Source organism: Streptomyces sp. NBC_01451 (assembly GCF_036227485.1).
Lineage (GTDB): Bacteria > Actinomycetota > Actinomycetes > Streptomycetales > Streptomycetaceae > Streptomyces.
The window spans coordinates 8460257-8485209 of sequence record NZ_CP109479.1 but is presented as its reverse complement, the minus strand read 5'-3'; the positions used below and the strand labels follow the sequence as shown (position 1 = coordinate 8485209).

The window sequence follows — 24953 nt, the reverse complement described above, 5'->3', positions numbered from 1 at the left end:
AAATCGAACGTCCCGACCGAGCTGTGTGCCGACTTGTCGGCTGCTACCGAACTTGAATGCGTGATGTCGGGGCTGGCGCTCGGTGGTGACAGAGCGGCTCGCGGCAACGAGCGCGCGCTCAAACGGACGGCATGATCGGGGACCAGACGCCAAGCCACTGCTCGGCGCCGTAGTCCTCGAAGCGCTCCACCTCGGTGAACCCCAGCTTCGCCGCGAGGCGCATCGAGCGGTCGTTGGCGGTCTGGGGAGTGAGCACGACTGGTTCGCCGGGAAGCGTGTCGGCGAACCAGTCGAGTGCCGCTGCGCATGCCTCGGTGGCGTACCCGTATCCCCACGCGTGGGGCAGGAACATGTAGCCGAGCTCGGCCTCCCCGCCTTCCGGTCGGACGTGCCCCGGACGGTCTGGGTCACGCCGATCGAGCGTGACGATGCCGACCATCGCTCCGTCGAGCTCGACCACAAAAAAGCCGGGACGTTGCCCGGGCACCTCAGGAACCTCGCGCTCCAGCTCATCACGCGGTCGTGGGCCACCGATGTAGGTGCCCACCTCTGGCGAGGCGAACAGCTCGATCAGCACCGCACGGTCCCGGGCCTCGGACTCGCGGAGCACGAGGCGCTCGGTCCTGATCGGGGCAGGTGGCCAGGCAACCGGTCCAAGTTCAATCACGGCGGGCAAACTACCCCACGCCCGCCGGGCAGGAGCCTGAACGACCGACAGGGGCAGCAGCTCCTGACCCACCAGACGGGTCTCGATGCCGGTGTCCGTGGCTGGGCGGGTGGAAGGACCCGAAACCGCACATGGGCCGATCAGCGAGGGCAGGGGCCCTTCATCTCCGCGTGCTGAGCCTGTTCGTCGGACGGGCGCGCTTCGACGTCCATTCTCCCGCCGTATCCCCATATGATCCTCGAACGCCAAACATCACACTGTTCAGCACCTTTACCAGTGGCCGAATCTAGAGTCGGTGGCACATTCGCATGAGACAGCCGGTGGACGTGAACCAGTTGGGGTTGGCGGCAGGGCCGACAAGGCGCGAAACCTCTAGCGGGCTGGGGGACCACACTGCGGGTGGCGAATCTTCCCGCAGGCAAGGTCTCTGCGATCCGGCGGGAGCCCCCGGCAGGGTATCGAATTCGAGGTCGCCGAACCGGACGGCCCCTGGCGGGAACAGGCCAAGGATGTGCCCCTCAGGGGAGTGGAGCATCGTACGGGTCGGAAAGAGCCCTACGGCCGTCAACGACCACCTCGAAGTGAACAAACGGGTCCGGCTCGTGCTGTCGACCGGTTGACCAAAGCCGGACGACTCGGCCACCCGGGCTCGGGCCACGGCGGCTCTCGCCCAGTTCGAGGAGACCCTCACAGCGCCGACTCCCCCCACAGCGACAACCCGTTCGCCAGACAGGCAACCACGCTGCTTGACTCACCCCATGAGCGATCTTCACATCCGCTGCGCCACCCTCTCGGACGTCGACGCCGTGCTGCAGTTCTGGCGCGGTGCCGCGGAGGGAACGAGCATCAGTGACGACCCCGACGGAGTGGCCCGACTCATCGCACGAGACCCCGAGGCCCTGCTCCTCGCAACGCGCGACAACCTGCTCGTCGGAACCGTCATAGCCGGTTTCGACGGATGGCGATGCTCCGCCTACCGGCTGGCCGTACACCCCGACCAGCGCCGACAAGGCATCGCCACCGCCCTGCTGCGGGCCGCCGAACAGCGCTTCTCCGCCCTCGGCGGGCGACGCGTCGACGCGATGGTCCTGGAAGCCAACGAACAGGCCCATCACGCCTGGGCCGCGGCCGGATACCATCGCGAGGACCACTGGCGACGCTGGGTCAAGCCGCTGTAGACACTGCCCGAGAAGCTTGTACGCAACCAGGATTCGACCGCTGGCGAAGATCCAGCCGCTCGCGCCGACGCTGCCACTTCTCCCCGCTCGCGGTGCATAAGTAGCAGCGCCGCCAGGGCACCGCTCTTCGGCACTGTCCGTTGTGGGCCACCGCCGAAGAGCGGTGCGTACGACCGCGCGGGCCGCGCGCGGACAGCCTGGTGCCGAAGCGCGACGAGAGCGGCCGGCATGCGTGGCGGGCTGGCGGGTACGGGCCTCAGGAGCGCGGCGGCGCTGGGTGAAGCCCCTCACCGGCTGGTCAACTTTGCGCATCCTTTACTATAAGTGGACCAGTTACTTCTCCGAGGAAAGGTGTGAGCGTCCGCCCATGGGCGAGCCTCCCAGTAGCAACAGCACCACTCGACGTCGAGCGATCCCGCCGGCCCTGACCGATCATGGGACGGAGGTGAACCGATGACAGAAGTGCTCCTCCTCCTGGTGGCGATCCTGCTCTCCCTGGCCTGCGGCGCCTTCGTCGCGGCGGAGTTCTCCCTCACCACGGTCGAGCGCGGTGAGCTGGAGCGCGCGGTGGAGCGCGGCGAGCGGGGTGCCGCCGGCGCCCTGAAGGCCGTACGGAACCTCACGTTCCAGCTCTCCGGCGCGCAGCTCGGCATCACGGTCACCAATCTCGTGGTCGGCATGCTCTCCGAGCCGTCGATCGCCGCGCTGATCGCGGGCCCGCTCGAATCGCTCGGCGTCTCGGCCTCGGCGTCCTCCTCCCTCGCCCTGGTGATCGGTACGGCGCTGTCGACCGTCTTCCTGATGGTCGTCGGCGAGCTGGTGCCCAAGAACTGGGCGATCTCCGCGCCGCTGGCCGTGGCCAAGCGGGTGGCGACGCCGCAGCGGCTGTTCAGCGCCGCGTTCCGGCCGTTCATCACGCACCTCAACAACACGGCGAACCGCATGGTGCGCCTCTTCGGCATCGAGCCCGCCGAGGAGCTGGCCTCCGCGCGCGGACCCCAGGAACTGGCCGCGCTGGCCCGGCACTCCGCCAAGTTGGGCGCCCTGGAGCCCGACACCGCGGAACTGTTCGTACGGACCCTGAACCTCGCCGACCTCACCGCGGAGAACGTGATGACACCGCGCGTCCAGGTCGTCGCCCTCGACGCCCAGGCGACCTGCGAGGACGTGGCGAACGCGACGCGGGCGACCGGGCTGTCCCGCTTCCCCGTCTACCGCGGCAACCTCGATTCGGTCGTCGGTGTCGCGCACATCAAGGACTGCCTCGCGGTACCCGCGGAGCGGCGTCCCCGGGTGCCCGTATCCGAACTGATGCGCGAGCCACTGCTCGTCCCCGAGTCACTGACCGTCGACCGGCTTCTCGACCGGCTCTCCGGCAAGCGCACGATGGCCGTCGTCATCGACGAGTACGGCGGCACGGCGGGCGTGGCGACGCTGGAGGACATCGTCGAGGAGGTCGTCGGCGAGGTACGGGACGAGCACGACCCGCACGAGACGTCCGACCTCGACCCGGCCGGCGTGGACGACGAGGGCCGCACCCTCTACTCCGCGGACGGCGCCGCCCGCACCGACCAGCTCGCCCGCGTCGGCCTCCGGCTGCCCGAGGGGCCGTACGAGACGCTCGCCGGCCTGATCGCCACCGAACTGGGCCGTATCCCGCAGGCCGGCGACACCGTCGAGGTCGCCGACTGGCGCCTGGACGTGGTGGACGCCTCGGGCCGCAGGGCCGCCCGCGTCCTGCTGCACGCGCCGCTCGTGAAGGAAGAGACCGGGACCGACAAGGCCGGGACCGACAAGGAAGGGGAGGCCAAGTGACGACCGTCCAACTGCTGATCGGGCTGGCGACGCTGGTCGTCAACGCCTTCTTCGTGGGCGCCGAGTTCGCGCTGATCTCCGTACGCCGCAGCCAGATCGAGCAGCACGTCGAGGAAAGCGCTGGAGGCGCCGACGGGGACCGCGCGGACGGCGACCGGCGGGCGAAGAGCGTGCTGTGGGGCCTGGAACACGTGTCCGCGCTGATGGCCGCGGCCCAGCTGGGCATCACGCTGTGCACGCTGATCCTCGGTGTGGTCGCGGAACCGGCGATCGCGCATCTGCTGGAGCCGGTGTTCCACGCTGTCGGCGTCCCCGAGAGCGCGGGCCACGCGGTGTCCTTCGTGATCGCCCTCGCCCTGGCGACGTATCTGCACATGCTGCTCGGCGAGATGGTGCCGAAGAACATCGCGCTCGCCGAGCCGGTGCGCAGCGCGCTGCTGCTCGGTCCGCCCCTGGTGGCCCTGGCGCGGGCGCTGAAGCCCGTGATCTTCACGATCAACGCCTTCGCGAACACCCTCCTGAAGCTGATGCGCGTCGAGGTCAAGGACGAGGTCACGGCGACCTTCTCGGACGCCGAACTGGCCCGTCTGGTCCGGGACTCCGGCGAGGCGGGGCTCATCGACGACCGCGCGCGGGAACGCCTTCACGACGCCCTGGAACTGGGCCGCCGCCCGGTGCGTGACGTCGTGCTCCCGCTGGAGAGCGTCGTCTACGCGCGCGTGGGCGTCACTCCGGAGGAGTTGGAGCGGCTGTCGGCCGAGTCGGGCTTCTCGCGCTTCCCGGTGGTGGACGACGAACGCCGGATCGCCGGGTACCTGCACGTCAAGGACGCGCTGGACGCCACGCCCCGGGACCTCGCCTTCCAGGTCCGGGACATGCGACCCATCGCGAGCGTACGGGCGGACACTCCCCTGGACGACGTCCTCACGGCAATGCGGCGCAGCCGTACGCATCTGGCGGCGGTGCAGGGCGATGACGGGCTGCTCGCGGGCATGGTGACGATGGAGGACGTGCTGCGCGAGCTGTTCGGACAGCCGGTGTAGACCACTGCGAGACGCCTCCCCGAGGCCGACCGACCGCCGGGTATGTGTTCGGGTTATCATCTCTGTCGCCATGCAGACGAATGCCTCCTACACCAGCCTTGTCGCGGTCGGCGACTCCTTCACCGAGGGCATGTCGGACCGGCTGCCGGACGGTACGTACCGCGGCTGGGCCGACCTTCTGGCGGCCCGGATGGCCGCCCGCACGCCCGGCTTCCGGTACGCGAACCTCGCCGTGCGCGGCAAGCTGATCGGACAGATCACCGCCGAGCAGGTGCCCGTCGCGGTGGCCATGGAGCCCGATGTGATCACGCTGGTGGGCGGGCTCAACGACACCCTGCGCCCCAAGTGCGACATGGGGCGGGTACGCGGGCTCCTGGAGGAGGCCGTGGAGCGCCTGGCCCCCGCGTGCAAGCAGCTGGTGCTGATGCGCAGCCCCGGCCGCCAGGGCCCGGTCCTGGAGCGCTTCCGGCCACGCATGGAGGAACTGTTCACCTGCATCGACGACCTCGCGTCCCGGCACGACGCACTCGTGGTCGACCTGTACGGGGCCGCCTCGCTCGGCGACCCCCGTATCTGGGACGTCGACCGGCTGCACCTGACGGGCGAGGGTCACCGCAGGGTCGCGGAGGCGGTCTGGCAGACCCTCGGCTACGAGGCCGAGGACCCGGAGTGGCATACGCCGATGCCGGCCACGGCACCGCCCGGCTGGGGCGCTCGCCGGGTCGCGGACGCCCGCTTCACCCGGCAGTACCTGCTGCCGTGGATAGGCCGTCGGCTGACAGGGCGCTCGTCCGGGGACGGAATGCCCGCGAAACGACCGGAACTGTCGCCGTACGAGGACCTGTCGTAGCTCCGTATGCCCCCTCCCCCGTTCAAGGTCGATCCCCTCCAGATCGGGTGTTCCGGTGGCGTTACGGACCCCGTCCTGTGGATCAGTGAATCTGAATAGCGGCGGCAGCGATGAACGCGTTGAGGGCGTCCTGCAGCTCTTGTTCACGTTCAATCAGCTCGGCTCTCGTCGATGCCCTACGGATCGGGCCGATGGCGTCGGAGGCCGATGCGGCAAGCGCGACGAGCACGTCGTCCTCGGCTAGGAGCCTGACCCTGAACTGGGCGTTCTCGGTGGCGGCGCCGAGCCGGTCGCACTCGGTGAAAGCTTGTCGTGTCTCGGGGCTGTCGGCATCTCCCTGTAGACGGAACCAGAGAGCAACTGTCCCTTGTTTGAGGGCAGTTACAGCTCCCGCGTAGGCGCTGTAGGTCGTCAGACGTTCCTGGCGCAGTTGCAGGGAGCGGGCGAAGATTTCCGCCTGCACACTGGAACGGCGCTGGAAGACAAAGGTGATGATGGATCCCAACAGGGTTCCGGCGACTGCGATCAGACTGGCCAGCACAACCTCCATATCCACATCTCACCACCCGGACGCACTCCCGCACAGGCCGGCCGAGGCGAGATCGACAACCGAAGCGCCGCTGCCGTGAGGCGCTTCGAGTCGACCACGGAATCCGCGCGGTCGGCAGAGCCTGTGCCCTGAGCGTCAGCCGGCAGGGCGTCCCGCTCCGTCCCCGGCTACGTCACCGTTGCCGGGCGACCAGGTTGTCGCCCGGCTGACGAGCCTCGTGCAGGGTCGGTGAGTGCGCGGTCAGAACCAGTGCAGGCAGTGTGGGGAGCGCTCGGCGCGGAAGAGGGCGTCGGCGAGGGTGGCCGCGCCCGGGTGGTGGGCCCGGATGTGTCCGGCACGCACGACCGTGCTCGGGGCGGTGCCGCCGAGGTAGACCGAGCCCAGGTCCCGTACGTCCAGGGACAGGTCGGGGTTCCGGTCCGTCGGGACGCAGTCGGCCTTGCCGTCCCGGACGGTCAGCAGGTAGCGGCCGTGCTCACCGAGAAACGGGTCCTCGACGTCGAGGACGAGTTCACCGTCCGTGAACCAGCCTCGCGCGGTCAGCGCACGCGGGATGTCCAGCAGCCGCACCCAGAGCCAGTCCATGACGCCGCTCACCTCGCCGGCGCGGAAGTCCTCGAACTGCCAGCGCAGCGGGTGCTCGGGCGGGAGCTGCTTGAACACGACCTGGGAGACCAGGTCGTGTCCGAGTACGAACCGGGCCAGGGCCGTGAAGACGGTGTCGTCGGTGGCGATGGTCTCGTCGACCGTCAGGGTGCCTGACTCGACCGAATAGCTGGCGTACCCGTCCGGCACGCCGTCGGCGTCGCGGTGGACGGCGATGTAGCGCGGCGCCGGCGAGATCGGGGGCTGCCCCGCGCGCAGGGCCCACCAGCGGTGCGGCCGGGACAGCGCGCCGGGCTGGGCACGGCGGTACCCGTCGTAGACCTCTTCCAGGATCTCGCCGCAATCGGCACGGCGCAGCACCTCGACCGAGCCGTTCTCGGAGCCGGTCGCCGGTGCGTCGGCCACCGCGCGTGCCCGGGGAACGGCGAGAGCGGCCTTGTGGCGCGGCACCGTCAGTCGTGCCGTGTAGGTCGCCGGTCCGTAGCCGAACCTGCCGTAGATCGAGGCCTCGGAGGACAGCAGTACGGAAAGGAACTCCCCGTCGGCCCGCAGTTCGGCGAGCTGGTGCCGCATCATCGCGCTGAGCACGCCCTGCCGTCGGTGCGAGGGCAGGACGCCGACGGCGGTCACCCCGGGAGCCGGGACGAGGATCTCACCGGGAAGGGTGAGCTCGAAGGAGTACGTGGCGGCGGTGCCGACGGGCCGCCCGTCCGCCGCCAGGGCGAGCAGACAGCGGTCCGTTTCGAGCGCCGACCACCAGAGCCCGCCGCCCTCGACCGGGGTTTCCGGGAAGAGCCCGAACGCGGCGTGGGCTGTGTCGACGAAGACGTCGAAATCCTTGTCCGTCGTGGAACGTATCTCCATTGCCGCCACTGCCTCCCCGGAATTCCGGCACCACGACTCGTGGTGTCCGGCCACATTGGAGCGTTGCCCCGTGGTCAGGGCAAGCGAATTACGGCCGCGCCCTCGGCCAGTCACAGCACAGACCGGTCCCGGCGCCGCCCGGCCCAGCCCGGCCGGGCCCGGGGCGAGTCGCCATGGCCGGGCTCGACAACGGTGACCACTCCCCGACGCCCCGTCGTGGACGCCGTCACACGAAGCGTGATGCCCGCGGTGTCGACGGTCCTGCTCGACCTTCCCATCGGCTCGCACGGGGCACCGACAGGCCTGATCGGTGGATGCGCGTTCGGGAGAGGCCGCCCCGGTCGACCAGTGGCCGCCGTCCCGTGAGCCTGGACGCGCCCAGTCGGCGATGCGGCAGAGGAACTCCAGCTCACGCACGCCCACCCAGGCGAGCTGATCCTGGGTGTCGGCTGCGAGGAGGGACGCGCATCGCAGCGGCCAGGTGCGCGGGTTTCCGTCACCGAGGATGTTCATGCCTGGAGGAGCGCATCTCGTGGCCGTCCCGCGATGACCGCGGATCCAGGCGCGGAGCCGTATGACGAGCCGTGTGACGAGCCGGCGACGTGCTCAGTCCCTGGCTCGCGGAGTGTCCATGGACCGGGCGAAGTCGGTGAGCGCGTGGAAGTCGCTCTCGCGCAGTCCGATGCGCGGGTTGACGTGGTGGAGGAGCGCAGGGCCGGGGTGCTGGGCGGTCACGTACGCCTGGTCCGGATCGCTCTGTTCGTCGTCCACCCAGGCGAAGGGACGGCCGTCGGCGTAGTCCACCAGGGGGCCGGTCTTCCAGTGGACCCCGTCGGGGCGTGCTTGGAACAAGGCGTCACCGAAGTCGACGAAGGGGAGTTCGGGAAGGCCGAGCACCGGGGCGATCCACCGGTTGGCCTCGTCCATCCAGGTGGTGGCCCAGCACAGTTCGTAGCCGAGTTGGAGCAGGGGTCGCCCCTGCTCCGGATTGAGCCACACCCGCAGGGGTCGCCGTCGGGCCGAGAGTCCTCTGTGTTCGTCCGGGGTCCCGCTGTCCTGGGGCACTCTGAGTGTGATGTAGCCGGCGGGGCGCCTCTCCGGCTGGGCCGCATAGGGGTTGAGCGGCCCGTCCACGTCGAGGAACAGCAGTGGTCGGTTCACGGTCTCCCCCGGCCCGGCTCGGTATCGGCTGCGCCGTGGAAGCGTAACCGCAGGAGATCCGGACGGCCTTGGCCCGATGACGCAGGACAAACCTCGGGCCTAAGGTGTGCCAGTGATCTTCAGGAGAAAGCGGGAGGCCTCGGGCCTCACCGCCATCGTGTCCGAGCTGGAGGACGCGGTCGCCGCTCGCGATGGCGACCGCACCGGGCGTGCCTTCACCGCCGTGATGGACGGTGTGCGGTCGGCGTCGGACGCTGAACTCGTCCCGGCAGGGCCCCGGTTGGCGGCGCTGCTGCCCGCGTTCCCGCCCACCGGCCCGCGTCCGATGCTGGCGACGGCGGCCGGTTTCTGCGTCGAGCGCGGGGCAGACCCGGCGGCCTGCGCCGAACCCGTTCTCGGCGGTGTCCTCCAGGACCTGCTCGACGCCCTGGAGTTCGCCCGCCGCTGGACGGCCACCGGCGCGGCCGGGGACGAACTGCCTGAGCCGGACGAGAAGAACATCGACGACGTCCTGCTGGCCCGCCTCGGCGCCGACAGACACGAGGCCACACGACTGGCGCTGGCCTGGTGCTCGGTCGAGGAGTGGCAGCCGCCCGCGCTGGCCGTGCTGTGCCGCAGCGTCGAGGTGCGCCGCCGGCACGCGTCCGCAGTCCTCCCCGCCTGCCGCGACCTGGCGGTTCTGGAGCGGCACGACCTCAAATGCCTGGCCTACGCGCTGGCGGTCCTGGACGACGAGCTCCTCATCGTGCTGCACAGACCCACCGGAACCGGGTTCGAGGTGCGCATCAGCGGCATCGGGGACAACTTCCAGTTGCACACACTCCTCGCTCACGTTCTTGTCGGCGGCGGTCACGTGCCCGGCTCGACGCCTTCCGCGGAGAGCGTTCGCCTCGCCACTGCCCCCGAGCCCGCCCAGGGACGCACACGAACCGTCGCGACCGGAGTCTTCGAACTCCTCGGTCCGGACGGCGAGCGGATCTGGAACGAGGGGTTGCCCGACGACATCCCCATATTGGAGGGACGCCGCCTGCTCGTGCTCGACGAGCCGACATACCGGCGCAGTTGGAACGCCGACCGGTTCTTCCCGCATCTTCCGGGCACGGCCGAGGTGACCCGCGTCCTGACCGCAGACGAGTCACGGACCTGGTTCGCCCGCACGTCACCGGCCAACGGGAGCCGCCGACCGTCCTGACGCCGGAGACCAGGCCGGAACCGGCTCGGGTGGGCACCTAGTCGGCGAGATCGCGCGCTTCGTAGCTGACGAGACCGGCAGGCAGGAGGGCGGGGACCAGGGCGTTCACGTACCAGGCGATGTCGGTGAGCCCCGGTGCCCCCGGAAGGCTTCGCCGGTCGATCGTCGGCAGGAAGCAGCACTGCGAACGGCCCGCCAGAAACAGCAGTTGGCCACCGGTCCCGGCTCCCGGGTGGTAGACGCAGATCGCGACGTCGAACGCACGATTCTCCCGGGCGTCCAGCAGGGACAGGATCTCATCGGCCCGGTCGACGGATGTCGCCCGCCAGTCGAACATGCCGTCGTCGTTCACCATGTAGGAGAGCCCGAGCGGCTCCTCCAGCGACCATCCCGCTTCCGCCAGGGCATGCACCACGGCCCCCACGGTGACGGCACGCGCAAACACAAGGTCCACGTCTGCGGTCCTGGACACGCCCGGCTCCTGGTCTGAGGCCCGATCGGCAACGTTGGCTACGTTGGAAACTTTCGAATCATCGGCAACATTCGAGTCATCGGCAAACAAGCGCATCCTCGCCGTCCGAGTCGCCCGTTGTCGACCCGGTTCCCCCGTACCGGCCAGAACCTCGAATTCGCGAGGGTGCCCATGCCGAGAGCCGGGGCGGGCCGCTCGGCAGGACCGCGCGTGGCATGTCCGGCATCCTCGTGCGGCTGGTCGAGTCGATCGTTGGTCGTCTCCGCCTGGCAGTACGCGGCCACACGGGTGCGGACCCAGGGCTACGGGACCGAGCGGCGCTCCCAGGACCCGGGCGACCCCTCCGGCCGAAACGACCCTCGCCGACCGCCAGGACAGGAACGGCCACGGTCGCCCCCGTTCGCCGGCCGTCGGCGCACCCCGCCCCATGCCCACGTCAACGACCGGACACGCGGCAGTCCCATGATCGACCGGACAGGTCGCGGCCGGCCATGATCGATTTCCGTGGCGCTCTCCGTGGCGTTCTCCGTACCGCCGGTAGCCGCACCAGGAACGGGACCCTGGCGCTGGCCTGCACGAAGCGCCAGTAGAATCCGTCCACGTGACCGCCGCACCCGCAAAGCCCCGCATCCCGAACGTCCTCGCCGGACGTTACGCCTCCGCCGAGCTCGCCACGCTCTGGTCGCCCGAGCAGAAGGTGAGGCTGGAACGGCAGCTCTGGCTCGCCGTGCTGCGGGCCCAGAAGGACCTCGGTATCGAGGTGCCCGATGCCGCCCTCGCCGACTACGAGCGGGTCCTGGACACCGTCGACCTGGCGTCCATCGCCGAGCGCGAGAAGGTCACCCGGCACGATGTGAAGGCGCGGATCGAGGAGTTCAACGACCTCGCCGGGCACGAGCAGGTCCACAAGGGCATGACCTCGCGCGACCTCACCGAGAACGTGGAGCAGCTGCAGATCCGGCTCTCGCTGGAGCTGGTGCGCGACCGTACGGTGGCCGTGCTGGCGCGGCTCGGGAAGCTCGCGGGCGAGTACGGCGAACTGGTCATGGCCGGCCGCTCGCACAACGTGGCCGCGCAGGCCACCACCCTCGGCAAGCGGTTCGCGACCGCCGCCGACGAGCTGCTCGTCGCGTACGCCCGGGTCGAGGAGTTGCTGGGCCGCTACCCGCTGCGCGGTATCAAGGGTCCCGTGGGCACCGCTCAGGACATGCTCGACCTGCTCGGCGGGGACGCGGCCAAGCTCGCGGAGCTGGAGCAGCGGATCGCCGGGCACCTGGGCTTCTCCACCGCCTTCACCTCCGTGGGCCAGGTCTACCCGCGTTCGCTCGACTACGAGGTAGTCACCGCGCTGGTGCAGCTGGCGGCGGCGCCCTCGTCGACCGCGAAGACGATCCGGCTGATGGCCGGGCACGAGCTGGTGACCGAGGGATTCAAGCCCGGCCAGGTCGGCTCGTCCGCGATGCCGCACAAGATGAACACGCGTTCGTGCGAGCGCGTCAACGGTCTCATGGTGATCCTGCGCGGCTACGCCTCGATGACGGGCGAGCTGGCGGGCGACCAGTGGAACGAGGGCGACGTGTCCTGCTCGGTGGTGCGCCGGGTGGCCCTCCCCGACGCGTTCTTCGCCCTTGACGGGCTGCTGGAGACCTTCCTGACGGTCCTCGACGAGTTCGGCGCCTTCCCGGCCGTCGTCGCGCGCGAGCTGGACCGCTACCTCCCCTTCCTCGCCACCACCAAGGTGCTGATGGGCGCGGTGCGCGCGGGCGTCGGGCGTGAGGTCGCGCACGAGGCCATCAAGGAGAACGCCGTCGCCTCCGCGCTCGCCATGCGTGAGCAGGGCGCCGAGCGCAACGAGCTCCTCGACAAGCTCGCCGCCGACGAGCGCATCCCGCTGGACCGTGCCCAGCTCGACGCGCTGATGGCCGACAAGCTGTCGTTCACCGGCGCGGCGGCCGACCAGGTCGCCGCCGTGGTCGGCCGGATCGAGGAGATCACCAAGCAGCACCCCCAGGCCGCGGCCTACACCCCCGGAGCGATCCTCTGACCCGCTTCACCCAGGCCGAACTGGAGGCCGCCCGCGACCGTCTCGTACCGGACGTCGTCGCGGACGGCCTCCATGTCCTGTTCTGCGGTATCAACCCCGGCCTGATGACGGCGGCGACGGGCCATCACTTCGCCCGCCCCGGCAACCGCTTCTGGCCCGTCCTCCACCTCTCCGGGTTCACCCCGAGGCTCATGAAACCCGCCGAGCAGGGCGAGTTGCTCTCGTACGGGCTCGGCATCACGAACGTCGTCGCGCGGGCGACCGCCCGCGCCGACGAGCTGTCCCCGGAGGAGTACCGCGAGGGCGGGCGGCTGCTGGCCGGGAAGGTGACGCGGCTGCGGCCCCGCTGGGTGGCCGTGGTGGGCGTGACGGCGTACCGGGCCGCGTTCGACGACCGCAAGGCCCAGGTGGGCCCTCAGGAGCGGCAGTTCGGCGACACGCGCGTGTGGGTTCTTCCCAACCCGAGCGGTTTGAACGCTCATTGGACCGCGGCGACCATGGCCGAGGAGTTCGGGCGTCTGCGGGAAGCGGCTTCCTAGCCTGCGTACGGGGGCCCTGTACGACCGTCACGCGTCCCGGCGTCGCACGCTCCACGCCCCCGCGAGCAGCGCGGCGGCCGTCCACAGAGCGGTCACCGCGAGGCCTGTCCAGGGGCCGAGGGAGCTGTCGGACGTCTCGTGCAGGATCACCTGGCCCGCACGGTCGGGCATGAGGTCGGTCAGCCCGCCTGCCACGTCTCCGACCACGAAGGAGATGATCAGGACGAACGGGATCAGGATGCCGAGCGCGGCCACGCCGCTGCGCAGCAGGGCGGTGAGTCCGGCCGCGAGGAGTGCCATCAGCATGAGGTAGATACCGCAGCCAACGACACCACGCACCTGTTCGCCCGACGTGAGTCCGCTCGCCTCGTCTCCCAGACCGGCCTTCGCGGCGGCGAGCGAAGCGGATCCGGTGACCAGGCCCACCAGCAGGACCGGGACGCCGACGGCCGCGGTCTTCGCCGCGAACCACCGTCCGCGCTGTGGGACCGCGGTCAGGGAGAGCCGCAGTCCGCCGCCATGGAACTCGGACGAGACCGCCGTCGCTCCGAAGGCGACGGCCGCTATCTGGCCGGGCGCCACTCCGGAGAGCGCCATGAACAGCGGGTCGAACTCGGGGTCGGACGTACCGGAGACCCCGGCGAGCGCGGAGAACGCCGTGGAGACGGCGAACACCGCCGACAGCGCGCCGCAGAGCGAGCGGAGCGTACGGATCTTCAGCCACTCGGAGCGCAGCACGGGTGCGAACGGCATGGTCAGGCCTCCTGAGGCTGCGCCAGGGACCGCTGGGCGGCGAACTCGGTTTCGGACATCGTCAGATCGAGGTAGGCCTGTTCCAAGGTGCCTTCCTCCGTGGCCAGTTCGAGGACCGGCGCCCCGGCGTCCGACGCGAGCCGCCCGATGTCGTCCACCCGGGCGTGGTGGACGGTCAAGTGCCCGTCCTCGTGCTCGGCGGCCTCGTATCCGTGGCGTGCGAGGGCCTCCTTGAGCGCGGCGCCTCTCGTCGTGCGCACCCGCACACGTGGCTGTACGCGCGCGTGGATGAACTCCCGCATCGGGGTGTCGGCGAGAAGGCGACCCCGGCCGAGCACCACGAGGTGGTCGGCGAAGGAAGCGGTCTCGTTCATGAGGTGGCTGGACACGAGGACCGCCCTGCCCTCGCCGGCCAGGCGGCGCAGCAACTCCCGGATCCAGATGATGCCTTCGGGGTCGAGTCCGTTGGAGGGCTCGTCGAGCAACAGCACGGGCGGATCGCCGAGGAGGGCCGCCGCGATACCCAGGCGTTGGCGCATGCCGAGGGAGTACGTCTTCACACGGCGCCTCGCGGCGGTCCCGAGCCCCGTTTCCTCCAGGACCTCGTCCACCCGGCGCTCCGGGATGCGGTTGCTCGCCGCCAGCACCCGCAGATGGTCACGTGCGGTGCGTGAGCCGTGCGCGGCCCGCGCGTCGAGGAGGGCGCCCACGTGGCGCAGTGGTTCGTCGAGCGTGGCGTAGGCGTGCCCGCCGACCGTGGCGGTGCCGGACGTCGGCCGGTCCAGGCCGAGCACCAGCCGCATGGTGGTGGACTTCCCGGCTCCGTTGGGGCCGAGGAAACCGGTGACGCGGCCGGGCCTGACGCTGAAGGTGAGGTGGTCGACGGCTCGCGTCGTGCCGTACTCCTTGGTGAGGTTCTGGACGTCGATGCTGGTCATGGCAGCAGCCTGGCCGTCGGCCCGGGGCGGGCGCCTCCCCCGCCGGAGGGTTCCGTCTCCCCCGCCCGGGGGAGGCCCGTTGTCAGTACCGCCTGTCACGATGTCGGGATGGTCCGCATCCTGCGCCCGTTCACCCGGGCGGTCACCTACACGCGATGGCTGCATCTGTTCATGGCCATCGTGTGGCCGGCCATGTGGCTGTTCATCGAGGACGCGTGGTGGATCTGGTTCCTGTCGGCCGGGCTGCTCGGACTCGCCGGGCTCGTGCCCGCGATGCGGACCGTGGAGGGCCTTCAGGCCGGACTGCTGCTCACCGGCCACCGCCAAGCCGGCACCAGTGCCAGTGCCGGCCTCAGTGACCGAGACAGAGACAGAGACAGGGACAGCCGGTATTCGGAGATTGTCGCCGTCTCGTCCGTCACGTGGGGCGACCGGGGCCGTACGGTGCTCTGGCTGGAGGCCCGGCTGGTGCTCGGAGGTCTCGTCTCGATGCTGACCGTCCAACTGCCCATCACCACCCTGGCTCTGGTGACGACCGCGTTCGGCGACACACCGGGCGACGGTACGTTGCTGCGCATCGAGAGCCACCACTGGTGGCACGCGCTGCTGGCGCCGCTGCCCCTGATCCTGCTGGCCGCGGTCGTGGTCGGCTCGGGCGAGCTGATCACCCGGCTGGCGCTGCGTCTGCTCGGTCCCTCCCCCACGGAGCGGCTCGCCGCCCTGGAGGAGCACACCGAGCAGCTCCTTGAGCGCAACCGCATCGCCCGTGAGCTGCACGACTCCATCGGGCACGCGCTCACGGTGGCGGTGGTGCAGGCGGGCGCGGCCCGTGCGGCTGGGGATCCCGCGTTCACCGAGCGGGCGCTGGACGCCATCGAGGAGACCGGCCGGGCCGCCCTGGAGGACCTGGAACGCGTCCTCGGCGTGCTGCGCGAGTCGGGCAGGCCCGCGAGCAGCCGCCCGGCCCTCACCGAGGCCGACCGTCTCCTGGAGTCCGCGCGCTCCTCCGGGGCGAAGGTCGACATGGCGGTGACCGGCCCTCTCGACGGTGTGCCGGGCCCGGTGTCCCGCGAGGGCTACCGCATCCTCCAGGAGTCGCTCACCAATGTGCTGCGCCACGCGGGGGCCGTACCCGTCCGGGTCCGTATCGGGGTCGCGGACGACACCCTCGCCCTGGAGGTCCGCAACCCGCTCACCGCCGGGATACCCGGCCCCGGCCGGGGCAGCGGCCTACGGGGCATACGGGAGCGCGCGGCGCTGCTGGGCGGCCGTGCGCGTACGGGGCCCGACGAGGGTGACTGGCAGGTGCACGTCGAGCTGCCGCTGCGCTGATCTACGCTGACCGGATGCCCATCACCGTGCTCCTGGTCGACGACGAGCCCCTCGTACGGGCCGGTCTGCGGGCCGTGTTGGAGGCTCAGCCCGATATCGAGGTCGTCGGGGAGGCGGCAGACGGGGCGGCCGTCATTCCGTTGGTCAGGCGTTTGCGACCCGATGTGGTCGCCATGGATGTGCGGATGCCGCTGATGGACGGCATCGAGGCGACGCGCGCGTTGCTGCGGACCGTACCGGAGCCGCCGAAGATCCTGGTGGTGACGACGTTCGAGAACGACGAGTACGTGTACGAGGCGCTGCGGGCCGGTGCGGACGGGTTTCTGCTCAAGCGGGCCCGGCCGGCCGAGATCGTGCACGCGGTGCGGCTGGTCGCGGAGGGCGAGTCGCTGCTGTTCCCGGCCTCGGTACGGCGGTTGGCGGCCGAGTACGGGAACGGCGACGATGAGGACGGCGGGAACCGGGCGGCCCGGGCGCTGCTGGAGCGGGCGCGGCTGACCGAGCGGGAGGCGGAGGTGCTGCGGCTGATGGCGCGGGGGCTGTCCAACGCGGAGATCGCCGCCCGGCTGGTCGTCGGGACCGAGACCGTGAAGTCGCATGTCAGCGCGGTGCTGGCGAAACTGGGGTCCCGGGATCGTACGCAGGCGGTCGTCGTGGCGTACGAGTCCGGGTTCGTGGCGCCCGGATGATCCCGGCCCGTCGGACAGGTCGGGGGTGTCCGGCTCTCGCCCGGGTGCTCCGCGCCGAGTACGATCCGCCCCACACGTGCACGAGCTGGGAGGACGTACGTTGGGGCAGCTGACCGGTGGGGATCCCTCGTTGCTGCGAAGGATCAACTCCGCGGTGGTGCTGCACGCGCTGCGTGCCACGGACTGCGCGACACTGACCGAGATCACCCGGGTGACAGGGCTGTCCCGGCCCACCGTAGAGGGGGTCGTCGAGGGGCTCATCGAGGCCGGGCTGGTCGTCGAGAAGGCCGCCGACGAGAGCGTCGCCCGGCGGCAGGGGCGGCCCGCGCGGCGGTTCCGGTTCCGGGCCGAGGCCGGGCATCTGCTGGGGCTGGAGATCGGGTCCCATCGCGTTGCCGCGCTGCTGTCCGACCTCGACGGGCGGCTTCTGGGGTCGATCTCTAAGGACGTCGACGAGGCGGCACCGGCGGACGAGCGGCTGGAGCGGCTGCGCTCCGCGGTCGCCGAGTTGCTGCGCCGGGCCGGGGTGGCCCGTGACTCGCTGCGGGCCGTGGGCGTGGCCACACCCGGGATCGTGGAGGCCGACGGGGTCGTACGGCTGTGCACGGCGCTGCCCGAGTGGACCGGGCTGCGGCTCGGTGAGCGGCTCAGCCGGTCCTTCAAGTGCCCTGTGCTCGTCGAGAACGACGCCAACGCGGCTGCTGTCGCCGAGCACTGGAAGGGCGCGGCGATCGACTCCGACGACGTCGTGTTCGTGCTGGCCGGGCTGAGTCCGGGCGCCGGCTCGTTGATCGGCGGGCGGCTGCACCGGGGCTACGGCGGGGCGGCCGGGGAGATCGGCGCGCTGCATCTGCTGGGCCGGGAGGCGCCGCCGGAGGCACTGCTGTCGACCACCGGCGAGCCGCTGCACCCGCTGGACGAGGTGGCGGTGGCCAAGGTGTTCGGTCGCGCCCGCGAGGGCGACGAGCAGGCTCGCGCGGCCGTCGACCGCTTCATCCAGCGGCTCGTCCACGACGTGGCCGCGCTCGTGCTGGCCCTCGACCCCGAGTTGGTCGTCGTGGGCGGCTGGGCGGCGGGGCTGGACGGCGTACTGGAGCCGTTGCGCGACGAGCTGGCGCGCTACTGTCTGCGACCGCCGGGCGTGACGCTGTCGCTCCTCGGCGAGGCGGCCGTGGCGACGGGTGCGCTGCGGCTGGCCCTCGACCATGTCGAGGAGCAGTTGTTCGCGGTGGAGGGGACCGTGACTGCCCGGCGTTGAGCGCTCAGGGGGGTGGGTTGTGTCGGACACTGCGGGTCCGTGGTGGCTGGTCGCGCAGTTCCCCGCGCCCCTTCGGGGCGCGGGGCTGTACGTCGGTCAGGACGCCTGGCGTTCCGGGCCGTGGTGGATCTCCACTCCTCCGGTGTCGCCGAAGGTCAACCGGCACGTGTCAGCGCGATAGGTCGCCACGGAGAGTGCGGCCGTGCGGCCCTGGGCGAAGAAGCGGGTCGTGACGACGAGGACGGGAGCCCCGGGGAGGCGGTCCAGCTCCTTGGCGTCGTCCGCGCGGGCCGAGCCGAGCTCCACGGCGCGGTCCTGGCCCTCCAGTTCCAGGCGCTGGAGTTCGCGCAGCACCGCACGCGCGCGTGCCGCGCCGGACGGGGCGTCTATCGCCGACAGGTCGGGCACCGAGGCGACCGGGACGTAGAGCAGCTCGGCGGCGACCGGCTGGCCGTGCGAGACGCGCGAGCGGCGCACGGTGTGGACGCGCTCGTCCCGGCCGGTCTCCAGGGCGGTGGCCACGGACACCACAGGTACGGTCAGCGCGCTGTCCACGGGCTGCCAGGCGTCGCCCGCCGCGCCCGGCCAGGAGTGCTGGGCCGTGCCGACGGCGACGCCCATGCGCGGCGGGGCGACGGTCGTACCGACACCGCGGCGGCGCTGGAGCCTGCCTTCGAGTTCGAGCTGCTCCAGTGCCTGACGGAGCGTGGCACGGGCGACGCCGAAGCGAGCCGCGAGATCACGCTCGTTGGGCAGGATCTCGCCCACCGTGAACTCGGAGTCCAGTGCCTCACTGAGCACGGTCTTCAGATGCCAGTACTTCGGCTCCGGCACCGTTTCCAACTGCGTGGTCCCCACCATGTCCTCCGCAATCGCCGTGGTCCGACGGCTTTTTGGCGCCCTTGTTTATTAAAGGTTGTTGCACTTTCCTGCGACCATAGGGCGGCCCTGAGGCTTGGTCAAGACCAATCAGCCTTCCTGGGGAAGGGCCAGGGAGCGCACCTTGTCCGGGTTGCGGATGATGTACACACACTGGATACGGCCGTCCGCCACATCCATCTGGAACACGGCGTCGGGCTTGCCGCCGTCCAGGATCAGCACGGCGAAGCCGCCGTTGACCTCCAGGAAGCGGAACGACGCGTCGACGAGGCCCTTGCCCGCGGTGCCGATGACGAAGCGGCCCACATGGTCGGCCGATTCCAGGATCCGGCGCGGCGCCCGCGCCAGGCCGCCGCTGTCGGCGACGAGGCAGACGTCCGGGGCGAGCAGTTCCATGAGGCCCGCCAGGTCGCCCTGTTCGGCGGCGACGAGGAACCGTTCGGTCAGGTCACGGCGCTGGGACGGGTCGACCTCGTAGCGCGGGCGCCGTTCGTCGACGTGCCGGCGGGCGCGTCCGGCGAGCTGGCGCACCGCGGGTTCGGTGCGGTCGAGCATGGCCGCGATCTCCGCGAACGGGTACGCGAAGGCCTCCCGGAGGACGAACACCGCGCGCTCCAGCGGCGAGAGGGACTCCATCACGACCATGACCGCGAGGGACACGGTGTCGGCGAGCACGGCCCGTTCGGCCGCGTCCGGGACGGTGCCCGCGCCGCCGGTGAGTTCGGTGACGTACGGCTCGGGCAGCCACGGGCCGACGTACGTCTCGCCACGCGCCTTCACCTGGCGGAGCCGGTCGATGGCGAGCCGGGTGGTGACGCGCACGAGATAGCCGCGCGGTTCGCGTACGTCGGTCCGGTCGGCGGCGGACCAGCGCAGCCACGCGTCCTGGACGACGTCCTCGGCGTCGGTCACCCGGCCGAGCATGCGATAGGCGACGCCCATCAGGACGGGCCGGTGCTCTTCGAAGACGTCGGTCACGGTATCGATGGTCACGGCACCATCCCAACCCGGCGCCGAGGGTGATGTCCAGCGGGTTGTCGGCCGGTGCCCACCGGGGGCTACCGGCCAGTAGTAATTACTGACAAGCTGTCTACGCAGTGCCCGTGGACAGCCACGCAGACGTGTACGACCGTGTCCGACTAGGAGCAGCCCCATGTCCTCCACCGTCACCTTCGAGGTCCCCTCTCCCTACGACCCGGAGGCCGAACCCAGGACCGTGACCCTGTCGTACGCGCGCGTGGGCGCCGGCGAACCGCTTCTGCTGCTGCACGGCATCGGGCACCACCGGCAGGCCTGGGACCCGGTGATCGACATCCTGGCCACCGAGCGCGACGTGATCGCCGTCGATCTTCCCGGGTTCGGCGAGTCACCCGCGCTGGCGGACGGTTTCGCCCACGACCTGCCGACGATGACCGCCGTCTTCGGCGCCCTGTGCGAGGCGCTGGGGCTGGACCGGCCGCATGTGGCGGGCAACTCGCTGGGCGGCCTGCTGGCCCTGGAACTCGGACGCGAGAAGCGCGTACGGTCCGTCACCACGCTCTCACCGGCGGGGTTCTGGTCGCAGGCCGAGCGGCGGTACGCGTTCGGGGTGCTGCTCGCGATGCGGCGGGCGGCGCGGAGCATGCCGGTACCACTGGTCGAACGGCTGTCGCGCTCGGCGGCGGGGCGGAGCGTCCTGACGAGCACCATCTACGCCCGCCCCGGCCGCCGTTCACCCGAGGCCGTCGTCGCCGAGACGCTCGCCCTGGCGAACGCCCAGCGGTTCACCGAGACCCTCAGGGCCGGCCGCGACATCCGCTTCACGGACGACGTCCCGGGCATCCCGGTCACCGTCGCCTGGGGCAGCCGGGACCTGCTGCTCGTACGCCGCCAGGGCGTCCGCGCCAAGCAGGTCATCCCCAAGGCCCGCCTGATCCGCCTCCCCGGCTGCGGCCACGTCCCGATGAACGACGACCCGGCGCTGGTCGCCCGCGTGCTCCTCGACGGCAGCCGCTGACCGGCGCACGAGAGTGAACGCGCCCGATCCCAGGACGACTCCGGCGCCCACGAGGGCGCTTCCGGCGGCCTGTGCGGCGCCGTAGGAGCCGGTACCGACGAGTGGGGCGGTGCAGGCCGCGGCGACGGGGATGAGGCCGGAGAAGAGCGTGGCGCGTTCCGCGCCGATCCGCTGCACGCCGATGTACCAGCACACGAAACCGACGACGGTGACGACCGCCGCCTGCCACAGCAGCGCGGCGGTCTCGGTGGCGTCGGGCGGGCGCAGCCAGCCGGTGCCGTCGAGGAGCACCCCGGCGAGCGCGGACTCGGCGGCGGCGAGGCCGCACACGGTCGCGGACAGCAGCCGGGGCCCGAGGGGCCGTACCAGGGGCACGGCGAGCACCGCGAACCCGACCTCACCGGCCAGCGCGCACCCGGAGAACACGAGGCCGGCGCCGTCCGTACGGCCCCAGCCCTGGACCGCGAACGCGCCCGCCGCGACGGTCAGCGCCCCGTGGACCACGGCCCGCCTGGGCCGCCGCCCGTCCAGCAGGGGCACCAGGACCGCCACGACCACGGGCGCGCAGCCCACGAACACCCCGGGCACCGCCGGTTCCGCGCCGCGTTCGGCGGCGATGACGGCCAGGTTGAAGCCGACCATGCCGACGGCGGCGAGCAGCGCGAGCCGAATCCACCGGCGGGCGGTCAGCGTCCGCAGCGGAGCGGCCCCGCCCCTGCCGACCAGGGGCAGGAGCAGCAGACAGGCCAGGCCGTAGCGCAGGAACTGGCCGCCCGCGTACGGGTATTCGCCGAGGACGCTGTTGGCGGTGAAGGAGCAGCCGACGAGGACGGCGGCGAGGGCGGTGAGGATGGCCCCGCGCGCGGGAGTGATGTCGGCGGGACCGGCGGTGGCGTTCATGGAGGTGACGCTAGGGAGCCCGGCGGTCCGGTTTAAGGTCCACTTCCATGACGTCATCGGGGACCAGTCCGGGCGGCCTGCCGGGCTCCGCCGCCTGGGAGTTGCTGCTCCCGGCCGCTGCCGCGCCCGCACGCGCGCGTGGGCGTTCGCTTCAGGAGGCACTCCGGGAAGCGGTCCGCTCGGGGCTGCTCGCCTCAGGGACGCGGCTGCCGTCGAGCCGGGACCTCGCGGCCGACCTGGGGGTGTCGCGGGGGCTGGTCACGGAGGCGTACGAGCAGTTGACCGCGGAGGGGTATCTGCGCAGCGGGCGCGGGGCCGGGACCTGGGTGGGCGGTGCCGCCCGGGCCGCCCGTCCGCGCGCGCGGGACCTCGCACCGCGCTCCCCCGGCGCCCGGGCCGACTTCCTGCCGGGCACCCCCGACCTGTCGCTGTTCCCGCGTGCCGCGTGGGCGGCCGCCCAGCGCGCGGTGCTCGCGGAACTCCCCCATCACGCCCTCGGCTACCCCGATCCGCGCGGGCTGCCCCGGCTGCGGACGGCGCTGGCGGAGCTGCTCGCGCGGCGCCGGGGCGTGGTCGCGGACCCGGAACGGCTGATGGTGGTCTCCGGGGTGGCGCAGGCGACGACGCTGCTCGGACACGTGCTCCACGCGCGCGGGATGCGCCACATGGGCGTCGAGGACCCCGGGAGCCCGGAACACGGCTCCCTCTACGCCTCGGCCGGCCTGGACGCCGTACCGCTGTCCCTGGACGAGGAGGGCCTCGGCCTCGACGCGCTGCGGGCCAGCGGGGTAAGGGCGGTGACGACCACGCCCGCCCACCAGTTCCCCTCCGGGATCGCCTACTCCGCGGGCCGCCGCGCCGGACTCCTCGACTGGGCCCGGTCGGCCGACGGGCTGGTGATCGAGGACGACTACGACGGGGAGTTCCGGTACGACCGTGCTCCGGTGGGTGCGCTGCAGGGGCTCGACCCCGAGCGTGTCGCCTACACGGGGTCCGTCAGCAAGTCGCTCGCGCCCGGGCTGCGGCTCGGCTGGCTCCTCGTGCCGGAGTCGCTCGCCGAGGAGGTCGTCGAGCGGAAGCGGACGATGGACCTGGGCCATCCGGCACTCGACCAGGAGCTGTTCGCGCGGTTCGTGGAACGCGGCGACTACGACCGGCATCTGCGCCGCTGCCAGCGCGCGTACCGGGAACGGCGCGATGCCCTCGTAGCGGCGCTGGCGGAGCACTTTCCCGGGGCGGGGGTGTCGGGGATCGCGGCCGGTCTGCATGTGATCGCCGCGCTGCCGGAGCGGTACGGGCCGCAGGACCGGTTCCTGGAGCGGACGGCGGCGGCCGGGATCGCGGTACGGCCACTGACGGACTTCGGGCACGCGCGCGTGCCCGACGAGGGCGTACAGGGTGGGGGCGTACGGCTGGTGCTCGGGTACGCGCAGTCGTCGCCCGCGCGGATCGGGGCGGGGATCCGGCTGATGGCGGAGGCTCTCGCTCCCTGACGCCGGCCCGCGCACCGGTTTCCGTGCCCCCGCCGGCAGTTGTTCACTTGTGGTTTGCGTGAGCGCTGCGGTGTCCCAGTAGTTGTGGCTGTGCACACTCGCCGGACCCTGTCCCCGGAGGCACGCCCCATGTCAGCTTCTCCCCTGCCCGCTCGTCGCAGCGTGCTGCGCGGTTCGCTCGCCGCTTCGGCGGCCCTGGCCCTGCCCGCAGCCGTCGGTGCGGCGGCCCCCGCGTTCGCCCTGTCCGGGCGGCCGAAGGCCGGGTGGGGGGTACAGACGGGCGATGTGACCGCCGACTCGGGGCTGGTGTGGGTGCGGTCCGACCGGCCGGCCCGGATGGTCGTCGAGACGTCCGCCACCGAGTCGTTCCGCAACCCCCGCCGCTGGCACGGCCCGCTGCTCGGCACGGACACCGACTTCACCGGCACGACCCGGCTGCGCGGGCTGCCGCCGGGCGAGCAGATCCACTACCGCGTACTGCTCGCCGACCCGGACGACCCGCGTCGCACCGGCGAGCCGGTGACCGGCACCTTCCGTACGGCGTCGGAACGGCGGCGCGACGGAGTGCGGTTCCTGTGGTCGGGGGACCTGGCGGGGCAGGGCTGGGGCATCAACCCGGACCTCGGCGGCTACCGGATCTACGACGCGATGGGGAAGCTCGACCCCGACTTCTTCCTGTGCAGCGGCGACAACATCTACGCCGACGGTCCGATCGCCGCGACCGCGACCCTGCCCGACGGCAGCACCTGGCGGAACATCACGACCGAGGAGAAGGCGAAGGTCGCCGAGACGCTCGCCGAGTTCCGCGGCAACTTCCGCTACAACCTGCTCGACGAGAACCTCCGGCGGTTCAACGCCCAGGTCCCGTCGATCATCCAGTGGGACGACCACGAGGTGCGCAACAACTGGTATCCGGGGGAACGGATTTCCGACTCGGACACCCGCTACACCGAGAAGAGCGTCGACGTCCTCGCAGGCCGGGCGCGTCGGGCCTTCAGCGAGTACTTCCCGGTCTCCACGCTCCGGCCGGGCGCCCGGGAGGGCCGCGTCAACCGCGTGCTGCACCAGGGTCCGCTGCTCGACGTGTTCGTCCTCGACATGCGGACGTACCGCAACGCCAACTCTCCCGACGACCAGACCGTCGACCCGCAGGGCATCCTCGGCGCCGAGCAGCTGGAGTGGCTCAAGCGGGAGCTGTCGTGCTCGCGTGCGGTGTGGAAGGTGATCGCCGCCGACATGCCGCTGGGCCTCGTCGTGCCGGACACCACCGAGGGCAGGGCCAACATCGAGGCCGTCGCGCAGGGCGACCCGGGTGCGCCGCTCGGGCGTGAGCTGCAGATCGCCGAGCTGCTGCGGTTCATCAAGCACCGGAGGATCACCGGCACGGTCTGGCTGACCGCCGACGTCCACCACACCTCGGCGCAGCACTACCAGCCCGCGCGGGCCGCCTTCACCGACTTCGAACCGTTCTGGGAGTTCGTGTCGGGCCCGCTGAACGCCGGTGCGTTCCCGGCCAGCGCGCTCGACAGCACGTTCGGTCCGGAGCGGGTCTTCGTGAAGGCGCCGACCGCGGCGAACGTCTCGCCCGCCGGCGGCTACCAGTTCTTCGGCGAGGTCGACATCGACGGCGGCAGCGGGGAGCTGACGGTACGGCTGCGCGAGCAGGACGGGACCGTGCTGTTCACGAAGGTGTTGCAGCCGGGGCGGGTGGGGCAGTAAGGGCGCCCGCCAGTA

22 protein-coding genes and 1 pseudogene are annotated in these 24953 nt (G+C 71.4%); 13 read left to right on the top strand and 10 right to left on the bottom strand.

Features of this window, described 5'->3' with window-relative positions; all coding sequences use genetic code 11:
- Positions 1-118: 118 nt before the first annotated feature.
- The gene (locus OG595_RS37350) at positions 119-667 is read right to left on the bottom strand and encodes a GNAT family N-acetyltransferase (RefSeq protein WP_329283501.1); all 549 of its coding nucleotides are present in this window, start codon (positions 665-667) and stop codon (positions 119-121) included.
- Between the two features lie 758 nt (positions 668-1425).
- Here OG595_RS37350 and OG595_RS37345 point away from each other — a divergent pair.
- The 4 genes from OG595_RS37345 to OG595_RS37330 all read left to right on the top strand — a co-directional run bounded on the left by OG595_RS37345 (position 1426) and on the right by OG595_RS37330 (position 5553).
- The gene (locus OG595_RS37345; protein ID WP_329279961.1) at positions 1426-1845 is read left to right on the top strand and encodes a GNAT family N-acetyltransferase; all 420 of its coding nucleotides are present in this window, start codon (positions 1426-1428) and stop codon (positions 1843-1845) included.
- Between the two features lie 453 nt (positions 1846-2298).
- The gene (locus OG595_RS37340) at positions 2299-3660 is read left to right on the top strand and encodes a hemolysin family protein (RefSeq protein ID WP_329279958.1); all 1362 of its coding nucleotides are present in this window, start codon (positions 2299-2301) and stop codon (positions 3658-3660) included.
- On the top strand, positions 3657-4703 hold the full coding sequence (locus tag OG595_RS37335) for a hemolysin family protein (protein WP_329279956.1): 1047 nt from the start codon (positions 3657-3659) through the stop codon (positions 4701-4703). Before OG595_RS37340 ends, OG595_RS37335 begins: the two co-directional genes overlap by 4 nt.
- Positions 4704-4773: 70 nt before the next feature.
- Positions 4774-5553, top strand: a complete 780-nt coding sequence (locus tag OG595_RS37330; RefSeq protein WP_329279954.1) for an SGNH/GDSL hydrolase family protein — start codon at positions 4774-4776, stop codon at positions 5551-5553.
- An 82-nt stretch (positions 5554-5635) separates the two neighbouring features.
- Here the strand turns inward: OG595_RS37330 and OG595_RS37325 are convergent, their stop codons facing one another.
- From OG595_RS37325 to OG595_RS37315, 3 genes are all read right to left on the bottom strand, one after another.
- A complete protein-coding gene (locus OG595_RS37325) occupies positions 5636-6103 on the bottom strand; it encodes a hypothetical protein (protein ID WP_329279952.1) in 468 nt (155 codons plus the stop codon).
- Positions 6104-6343: 240 nt separating this feature from the next.
- Positions 6344-7573, bottom strand: a complete 1230-nt coding sequence (locus OG595_RS37320) for a GNAT family N-acetyltransferase (RefSeq protein ID WP_329279949.1) — start codon at positions 7571-7573, stop codon at positions 6344-6346.
- A 606-nt stretch (positions 7574-8179) separates the two neighbouring features.
- Positions 8180-8734, bottom strand: coding sequence for a hypothetical protein (locus tag OG595_RS37315; RefSeq protein ID WP_329279947.1), 555 nt, complete (start codon positions 8732-8734; stop codon positions 8180-8182).
- Between the two features lie 112 nt (positions 8735-8846).
- Here OG595_RS37315 and OG595_RS37310 point away from each other — a divergent pair, with 112 nt between their 5' ends.
- A complete protein-coding gene (locus OG595_RS37310; protein WP_329279946.1) occupies positions 8847-9926 on the top strand; it encodes a hypothetical protein in 1080 nt (359 codons plus the stop codon).
- A 37-nt stretch (positions 9927-9963) separates the two neighbouring features.
- Here OG595_RS37310 and OG595_RS37305 read toward each other — a convergent pair whose 3' ends face one another.
- Positions 9964-10398 carry a hypothetical protein gene (locus tag OG595_RS37305; RefSeq protein WP_329279945.1) on the bottom strand — a complete coding sequence of 145 codons (435 nt, stop codon included), beginning with the start codon at positions 10396-10398 and terminating at the stop codon, positions 9964-9966.
- 601 nt (positions 10399-10999) lie between these two features.
- On the opposite strand from OG595_RS37305, the gene purB reads away from it, so the two are divergent.
- Both purB and mug read left to right on the top strand, forming a co-directional pair.
- On the top strand, positions 11000-12442 hold the full coding sequence (purB, locus tag OG595_RS37300; RefSeq protein WP_329279944.1) for an adenylosuccinate lyase: 1443 nt from the start codon (positions 11000-11002) through the stop codon (positions 12440-12442).
- Positions 12439-12981: a G/U mismatch-specific DNA glycosylase gene (gene mug / locus OG595_RS37295; protein WP_329283499.1), complete on the top strand. Its 543-nt coding sequence runs from the start codon at positions 12439-12441 to the stop codon at positions 12979-12981. The genes purB and mug overlap by 4 nt, the downstream gene beginning before the upstream one ends.
- Before the next feature lie 27 nt (positions 12982-13008).
- Here the strand turns inward: mug and OG595_RS37290 are convergent, their stop codons facing one another.
- Positions 13009-13734, bottom strand: a complete 726-nt coding sequence (locus OG595_RS37290; RefSeq protein ID WP_329279943.1) for an ABC transporter permease — start codon at positions 13732-13734, stop codon at positions 13009-13011.
- Between the two features lie 2 nt (positions 13735-13736).
- Positions 13737-14672: an ABC transporter ATP-binding protein gene (locus OG595_RS37285; RefSeq protein ID WP_329279941.1), complete on the bottom strand. Its 936-nt coding sequence runs from the start codon at positions 14670-14672 to the stop codon at positions 13737-13739.
- Between the two features lie 108 nt (positions 14673-14780).
- On the opposite strand from OG595_RS37285, the gene OG595_RS37280 reads away from it, so the two are divergent.
- The 3 genes from OG595_RS37280 (at position 14781) to OG595_RS37270 (ending at position 17951) form a co-directional block, all read left to right on the top strand.
- Entirely contained in the window at positions 14781-16004 is a 1224-nt protein-coding gene (locus tag OG595_RS37280; protein ID WP_329279939.1) for a sensor histidine kinase, read from the top strand.
- Positions 16005-16018: 14 nt separating this feature from the next.
- Positions 16019-16693, top strand: coding sequence for a response regulator transcription factor (locus OG595_RS37275; RefSeq protein ID WP_329279937.1), 675 nt, complete (start codon positions 16019-16021; stop codon positions 16691-16693).
- A gap of 100 nt (positions 16694-16793) precedes the next feature.
- Entirely contained in the window at positions 16794-17951 is a 1158-nt protein-coding gene (locus tag OG595_RS37270; protein WP_329283497.1) for an ROK family transcriptional regulator, read from the top strand.
- Between the two features lie 96 nt (positions 17952-18047).
- Here OG595_RS37270 and OG595_RS37265 read toward each other — a convergent pair whose 3' ends face one another.
- Together OG595_RS37265 and sigJ are read right to left on the bottom strand one after the other, a co-directional pair.
- Positions 18048-18809, bottom strand: a complete 762-nt coding sequence (locus tag OG595_RS37265) for a GntR family transcriptional regulator (protein WP_329283495.1) — start codon at positions 18807-18809, stop codon at positions 18048-18050.
- Positions 18810-18920: 111 nt separating this feature from the next.
- Positions 18921-19823 (bottom strand): RNA polymerase sigma factor SigJ, encoded by a 903-nt coding sequence (sigJ, locus tag OG595_RS37260; protein WP_329279934.1) that lies wholly within the window; start codon positions 19821-19823, stop codon positions 18921-18923.
- A gap of 160 nt (positions 19824-19983) precedes the next feature.
- On the opposite strand from sigJ, the gene OG595_RS37255 reads away from it, so the two are divergent.
- Entirely contained in the window at positions 19984-20826 is an 843-nt protein-coding gene (locus tag OG595_RS37255) for an alpha/beta fold hydrolase (protein ID WP_329279932.1), read from the top strand.
- Positions 20827-20916: 90 nt separating this feature from the next.
- On the opposite strand, the pseudogene OG595_RS37250 reads toward OG595_RS37255, so the two are convergent.
- A pseudogene (locus OG595_RS37250) lies at positions 20917-21726 on the bottom strand (EamA family transporter); the annotation flags it as partial.
- A gap of 47 nt (positions 21727-21773) precedes the next feature.
- Between OG595_RS37250 and pdxR the strand changes: the two are divergent.
- Both pdxR and OG595_RS37240 read left to right on the top strand, forming a co-directional pair.
- Entirely contained in the window at positions 21774-23219 is a 1446-nt protein-coding gene (gene pdxR / locus OG595_RS37245) for a MocR-like pyridoxine biosynthesis transcription factor PdxR (RefSeq protein ID WP_329279930.1), read from the top strand.
- A gap of 129 nt (positions 23220-23348) precedes the next feature.
- Positions 23349-24938 carry an alkaline phosphatase D family protein gene (locus OG595_RS37240; protein WP_329279928.1) on the top strand — a complete coding sequence of 530 codons (1590 nt, stop codon included), beginning with the start codon at positions 23349-23351 and terminating at the stop codon, positions 24936-24938.
- The last annotated feature ends 15 nt before the right edge of the window (positions 24939-24953 follow it).